Annotated in this window: 7 protein-coding genes and 1 pseudogene; 3 read left to right on the top strand and 5 right to left on the bottom strand. The window is 70.0% G+C overall.

Features of this window, described 5'->3' with window-relative positions:
• A partial coding sequence (locus BFF76_RS29145; RefSeq protein ID WP_141695693.1) for a helix-turn-helix domain-containing protein occupies nucleotides 1-340 on the bottom strand: 340 nt, incomplete at its 3' end.
• Between the two features lie 389 nt (nucleotides 341-729).
• On the opposite strand from BFF76_RS29145, the gene BFF76_RS29140 reads away from it, so the two are divergent.
• Nucleotides 730-1449, top strand: coding sequence for a DUF4232 domain-containing protein (locus BFF76_RS29140; RefSeq protein WP_065849418.1), 720 nt, complete (start codon nucleotides 730-732; stop codon nucleotides 1447-1449).
• A 56-nt stretch (nucleotides 1450-1505) separates the two neighbouring features.
• Here the strand turns inward: BFF76_RS29140 and BFF76_RS29135 are convergent.
• Together BFF76_RS29135 and BFF76_RS29130 are read right to left on the bottom strand one after the other, a co-directional pair.
• A pseudogene (locus tag BFF76_RS29135) lies at nucleotides 1506-1853 on the bottom strand (mycothiol transferase).
• Nucleotides 1854-1969: 116 nt separating this feature from the next.
• On the bottom strand, nucleotides 1970-2341 hold the full coding sequence (locus BFF76_RS29130) for a winged helix-turn-helix transcriptional regulator (protein ID WP_053928909.1): 372 nt from the start codon (nucleotides 2339-2341) through the stop codon (nucleotides 1970-1972).
• An 84-nt stretch (nucleotides 2342-2425) separates the two neighbouring features.
• On the opposite strand from BFF76_RS29130, the gene BFF76_RS29125 reads away from it, so the two are divergent.
• Nucleotides 2426-3334, top strand: a complete 909-nt coding sequence (locus tag BFF76_RS29125) for an NAD(P)-dependent oxidoreductase (protein WP_031098322.1) — start codon at nucleotides 2426-2428, stop codon at nucleotides 3332-3334.
• Between the two features lie 64 nt (nucleotides 3335-3398).
• On the opposite strand, the gene BFF76_RS29120 is transcribed toward BFF76_RS29125, so the two are convergent.
• Both BFF76_RS29120 and BFF76_RS29115 read right to left on the bottom strand, forming a co-directional pair.
• Nucleotides 3399-4487 carry a winged helix DNA-binding domain-containing protein gene (locus tag BFF76_RS29120; protein ID WP_065849417.1) on the bottom strand — a complete coding sequence of 363 codons (1089 nt, stop codon included), beginning with the start codon at nucleotides 4485-4487 and terminating at the stop codon, nucleotides 3399-3401.
• Nucleotides 4488-4541: 54 nt separating this feature from the next.
• Nucleotides 4542-4964 carry a VOC family protein gene (locus tag BFF76_RS29115; protein ID WP_053928911.1) on the bottom strand — a complete coding sequence of 141 codons (423 nt, stop codon included), beginning with the start codon at nucleotides 4962-4964 and terminating at the stop codon, nucleotides 4542-4544.
• Nucleotides 4965-5111: 147 nt separating this feature from the next.
• Between BFF76_RS29115 and BFF76_RS29110 the strand changes: the two genes are divergently transcribed.
• Nucleotides 5112-5696: helix-turn-helix transcriptional regulator (locus BFF76_RS29110; RefSeq protein ID WP_141695692.1), on the top strand; the 585-nt coding region annotated here is incomplete at its 3' end.

Raw genomic sequence — 5696 nt, 5'->3', positions numbered from 1 at the left:
CGGGCGCGACCGGCTCGGGCGAGGCGGGTTCAGCGGCGGACTCGGCAGCGAGTTGCGCAGTGGTCCCGCCCGCCTCCGGCTTCCGCGTCCCACGCCGCTTCGCCTCGTCGGCCAGGATCCACTTCCGGTGCAGTGCGATCAGCTCGTCGCCGGACGCCCTGCACACCCGCGCGAAGCGCTCGACGGGCGCGTAGTCATGTGGGACCGCGTCGCCGTTGCAGTAACGGTGCACGGTCGAGGTGCTCATGTGCAGCTTCTTCGCGAGCGCCCCGTAGCTGAGACCGGACCGCTCCTTCAGCTCCCCGAGCAGCGCCGCGAAGTCCTGGATCTCTGTGCCCACCCCGACCGTTCTCCTTCTGTTCCTTCCCGGAACGGCGTCCCAGGGAAGCGATGTTCGCGCAGGTCAGAGCACGTAAAGCCGTTCCAGCGTCCCGCATGGCACGGCAACCGTTGTGACGAGGATCCGGGCCTGGAAAGGATGTGGACACACCGCGGCGTTCCCGCGATCCGCACGTCCCACCGCCACCCGTCCCGGGAGCCGCCATGCGTACTCGACCTGAGCCCGACCTGATAGACGCGGTCGCCACGGGGGTACTGATCGCCTGCGTCGCAGCCGTCATCGCACTCCTGTATCGCCTCTGATTCCACGTCAAGACCAGTACACCCGCCCGCACCTCAGGGTGCCAAACGGCACTCCGGGCACCCTCACATCCGAACGGGGAGATCCACATGCGCACCATCCGCTTCAGCCGCACCGCCCGCACCTCCGTCCTGGGCAGCGCCGCACTGATCGCCGCCCTGTCCCTGACTGCCTGCCAGAGCGGCAGCCCGTCGGCCGCGGACACCTCAACCGCCACGGAATCCCAGAAGCCGTCCGGCACCTCGGCGGCGCCGGCGGCGGCCACGGACGAGAAGGCCGCCGAGGGCTCAGGTGCCTCCGGTTCGTCCAGCGGGAAGCCCGACGCGAAGCAGCCGCAGGACAGCGGCAGCAACAGCGGTAAGGACAGCGGCCGTGACGACAGCGGGAAGCTGCCCACGTGCACCGACACGAACACCAAGCTCACAGTCACGAGCGTCAAGCGCCCCGTCAACCACATGCTGCTCACAGTGACCAACACCGGTTCGAAGTCCTGCTACGCCTACTCCTACCCGTTCCTGAGGTTCGGCGAGGCGCAGTCGGTTCCCCCGGCCGTCGAGGACAGCCGGCCGCAGTCCGTCGTCGTCCTGACCCCGGGCCAGTCCGCCTACGCCGGCATCCTGACCTCGTCCGCCGACGGCAGCGGCGAGGGCGGCTACTCCACCCAGGACCTGACCGTCGGCTTCCAGGGTGCGGACGGCCGGCCGGCGGGCGCGATGGCGGACGTCCCGCTGAGCACGGAGGTGTTCGTCGACAGCACGCTGGCCGTCACCTACTGGCAGACCGACATGGACGACGCCCTCATGTACTGACCCCTTCGCAACGGGCGTGACACCGCGGAAATCGGTGTCACGCCCGCTCGTTGGCGTCAGGGGCCGGTCACCCCGTCGATACGCTCCCGCAACAGGTCCGCGTGGCCGTCGTGGCGGGCGTACTCCTCGATCATGTGCACCAGGATCCATCGCAGCGACAGCCCATGGCCCCCGAGCAGCGCCGCCTCCGCGTCCGACACCTTCCCCGAGTCGTCCAGCGACGCCGCCACCACCTCCGCAGCGTCATTCCCGAGGGTGCCGCCGACGCGAGCCGCAACTGACCGTCGTCGAGGCCCTCGCACTTCAGCGCGAGGTCGCCCGAAAAAGTCCAGCCAGTTCTCCAGCATGAGGCGCTCATCAGCGTGCGGGGCCGGGACGGTACGACCGTCGGGCAGCGTGGACATGCGGCAAAAACCCCACATGGGACCGGGCTTCGCAAAGACGCACCACACGGCCTTCCCCGGGTCCCGCTCCCGCACACCCCGCGTCCGCGCGAAGCTCGGCCGGAGAGTCCGGATGCCTAGCTGTGTGACGCCTCGGCCACATCGACCTTTTCGGAGCCTTCGCGACGTATCCGGTCAACTCCCCAGGCACCGAGCGGCCCGAGCGCTTGGTTGAGCGTGCGCCCGTGCTCGGTCAGGGAGTACTCCACCCGTGGCGGCACCTCGGCATAGACCTCGCGCTCCACCAGCCCGTCCTGCTCCATCTCACGCAGGTGCTGAGTCAGCATCTTCTCGCTCACACCGGGCAGACCGCGACGGAGCTCAGCGAAGCGGCGTACGCGATGGGCGTCGAGTTCCCAGAGGATCAGGCCCTTCCACTTGCCGCTCACCACGTCGAGCCCAGCGTCGATTCCGCAGATGTAAGGCCCGCGCCTCGACCCTCTGGCCATCGCTGACCCTCCTTACGAAAAGGTAAGTACCGCAGTAAATAGTGGGTACTTCCGAGATTAGCGGCGCTCTTTGACCATGGAGGGGTGAACGAACAGCAGAGCCACACCACCAGGCAGAACAGCGCAGTCACCGTGATCGGGCTCGGCCCGATGGGCCAGGCGATGACACGCACCCTCATCGCCGCCGGCCACCCGGTCACCGTCTGGAACCGCACCGCCGGCCGGGCCGACGGCGTCGTAGCCGACGGAGCAACGCTCGCAGCGACACCTGGCGAGGCTGTCGAGGCGAGTGACCTCGTGATCCTCAGCCTCACCGACTACCAGGCGATGTACGACGTCCTCGACAGCGCCGCCCCATCGCTCGCCGGCCGGGCACTGGTCAACCTGAGCTCCGACACACCCGACCGCACACGCAAGGCAGCATCCTGGGCAGCGGGCCACGACGCAGCCTTTCTCGCCGGTGGTGTCATGGTCCCGGCGCCGATGGTCGGCACGGAGGGCTCCCATGTCTACTACAGCGGTCCCGCCGAGGTGATGGAGCGCCACCGGGCGGCGCTGGCACTGCTCGGCACACCGAGGTATCTGGGCGAGGACCCTGGTCTCGCCCAGATGATGTACCAAGCCCAGCTCACGGTGTTCCTCACCACCTTGTCCGCGCTGATGCACGCCACCGCGATGCTGGGCACAGCAGGGATGAAGGCCACGGAAACGCTGCCGGAGCTGCTCTCCTTCACCGACTCGATCGGCGCCATCGTCAGGGCCGGCGAGGAGACCCCCGGCTCCGAGCTGGATGCCGGAGAGCATCCCGGTGACCTCAGCACGGTCACCATGATGGGCGCGACGTCCGACCACATCGTCGAAACCAGCACGTCACTCGGGCTCGACCTGGCTCTCCCCCTGGCCGTGCAGGCCCACTACCGGCGCGCGATCGAGAACGGACACGGCAGCGACAACTGGACCCGCATCATCGACAGCATCCGAATGCCGCGCTGAGCAGGCACGACAGCGATGAACACACTCCCCGCCGCGGTGCCGCTGCGGTTGCAACGCTCTGCCGTCAGTCGATCCGTACGCCGTCGCTCCCGCCGTCTGACAGGAACAGGGCCAGCCGTCCGCCCTCCTCGGCGACGGCGGCTCGTTCGGCCCGGGTGAGTCCGCGCCGCGGGCTGACGGTCACGGCGTCGGCGTCCACGGTCCAGGTCGCGGAGACGCGGCCGTCGACCAGCACCACCCGCGCCCCCTCGACCGACAGGCCGCGGTCTGCGTCGTCGATGATCCGGCTGCGGTCGTGATACCCGAGGATCGCGTTGTCGAACGCGGGAAGGAACCGGACAGGCGCGGGAGTTCCCGGGTCGGGACGCGGGGCGTCGGGCAGATCGAGCAGCTCACGGCCGCGCTCGTCACGGAAGGCGACCAGCTCCCCCCGGACGGCCGCCACCGCCGCGGGCAGCCCGGCAAGACCGCACCAGGCGCGCAGATCCGCCGACGCGGCGGGCCCGAACGCGGCCAGGTAGCGGCGTACGAGCGCCTCGCCCGCAGGGTCGGTCCCTTGCGGAGCAGGAGCGTCGGGCTCGCGGCCCAGCCAGGGGCCGAGCGGAGTGTTGCGGACCCCCGCCTTCACGCGCCACAGCCCACGCGGCGGCATCTGGACCATCGGGACGAGGGCGGCGACCGCCATCTCGCCCAGCGCCCTGCGCCCCGGGGCGGGCCACCGGTCGGCGAGGGCGTCGGCGACCTGCGTCATCGTGCGGGGCTCGCCGTCCGCCATCACCGCGCGCACAGCGACGGCGAGTTCACCCAGGTCCACCCCGTCGAGCTCACGGCGATACGTCCCCAGCACCCGCTGCCGCAGCATCGGATCGTGCCGGGCCCGCCACGCCACCGCATCGGCCGCGGTGACGAGATGGACGGTCCGCCGCATCAGATGCGTACGCACCACGCTCCGCCCGGTCAGCAGCCCGTCCAGCGCGGCCGGCTCGAACTCGCGCAGTCGGGACCACAGCCCGATGAACGGTTCCTGCGCCTCCTGCGCCTGAAGGCCGCACAGGTGCGCGACCGCATCGAGAGGCTGCATGTCCGCGCGCTCCAGCAGCAGTTGCCTGGCAAGCGCAGCCCGGTTCAGCGCCCGGTTGTCGAGGACGACCACGGGATCGTTCCTTCCACTGTCGTACGGAGGAGGGGGCCGGAGGCGCGGACCACCTCACCCGTTGTATTCGCTCACGACGTCCAGGACCCACACGACGCCGTAGCGGTCCTCGAGCATTCCGTAGAGCGGTGCCCACCGGGCGGGTTCGAGCGGCTGTACGACGGTCGCCCCGACGGAGAGCTTCTCCCAGTACGCGGCCACCTCCTGCGTGGTCCCGCCGCGCAGGGAAACGAAGAAGGAGTTCACCCCCCGGTCCCAGGGCAGCTGCGAAGGCACGTCGTATGCCATGACGCGGAATCCGCTGTCGGCGGCCACCTGACCCCACATCACCTGGTCCGACTCGGTGGGATTCCGGGTGTCCCCCGCGTCCCCGTACGACACGACGGCGAGGTCACCGCCGAATACGGAGTGGTAGAACTCCAGCGCGGCCCGGGCGTCTCCCCGGAAGTTCAGATGGGTCACGGACGTGACGGACATGAGTGGCTCCTAGCCTTGGGCGACGATCGAACCGATACAGGGAGGGCGCCCGGAACCGGCAGCAATGCCGCACCGTGGCCGCCCCTGGAACCACCTTCGCAGGGGTAGCGGACAGGGTGTGTCCGCTACATCGGGCACGATGGCACCATGCCGAAGACCTCAGCCCGCCTGCTCGCGCTGCTGTCCCTGTTGCAGGCACGCAGGGACTGGCCGGGGGCACTGCTGGCCGAGCGACTGGACATCAGTCCGCGCACCGTGCGCCGCGACATCGACCGCCTGCGTGAACTGGGTTACCCCATCGTGGCCTTCAAGGGCCCGGAGGGCGGCTACCGGCTCGAAGCGGGCACGGAGCTTCCCCCGCTGCTGTTCGACGACGAGCAGGCCGTCGCCCTGACCCTCGCCCTCCAGGTCGTCACCACCAGCGGCGCCGGGGTCGGGGAGGCCGCCGCACGCGCGCTGACCACCATCCGCCAGGTCATGCCCGCCCGCCTGCGCCACCGGGTCGACGCGCTGAAGATCACCGCCGTCGAGCGGACGACCACCGGACAGGGCGCCCAGGTCGGCAGCAACACCCTGATGACACTCAGCAGCGCCGTCCACACGGGTGAGGAGCTGCGCTTCGACTACGCCGCCCCCACGGGCGACCGCGCCGGCCCCCCACCGCGACGGGTCGAGCCCCACCACCTCGTCACCTACGCCGGACGCTGGTACCTCGTCGCCTGGGACCTGGAC

Source organism: Streptomyces mutomycini (assembly GCF_001700505.1).
Classification (GTDB): Bacteria; Actinomycetota; Actinomycetes; order Streptomycetales; family Streptomycetaceae; genus Streptomyces; species Streptomyces mutomycini.
Note: the sequence above shows the minus strand (reverse complement) of the source record. Positions and strands in the feature narration are given on the sequence as shown.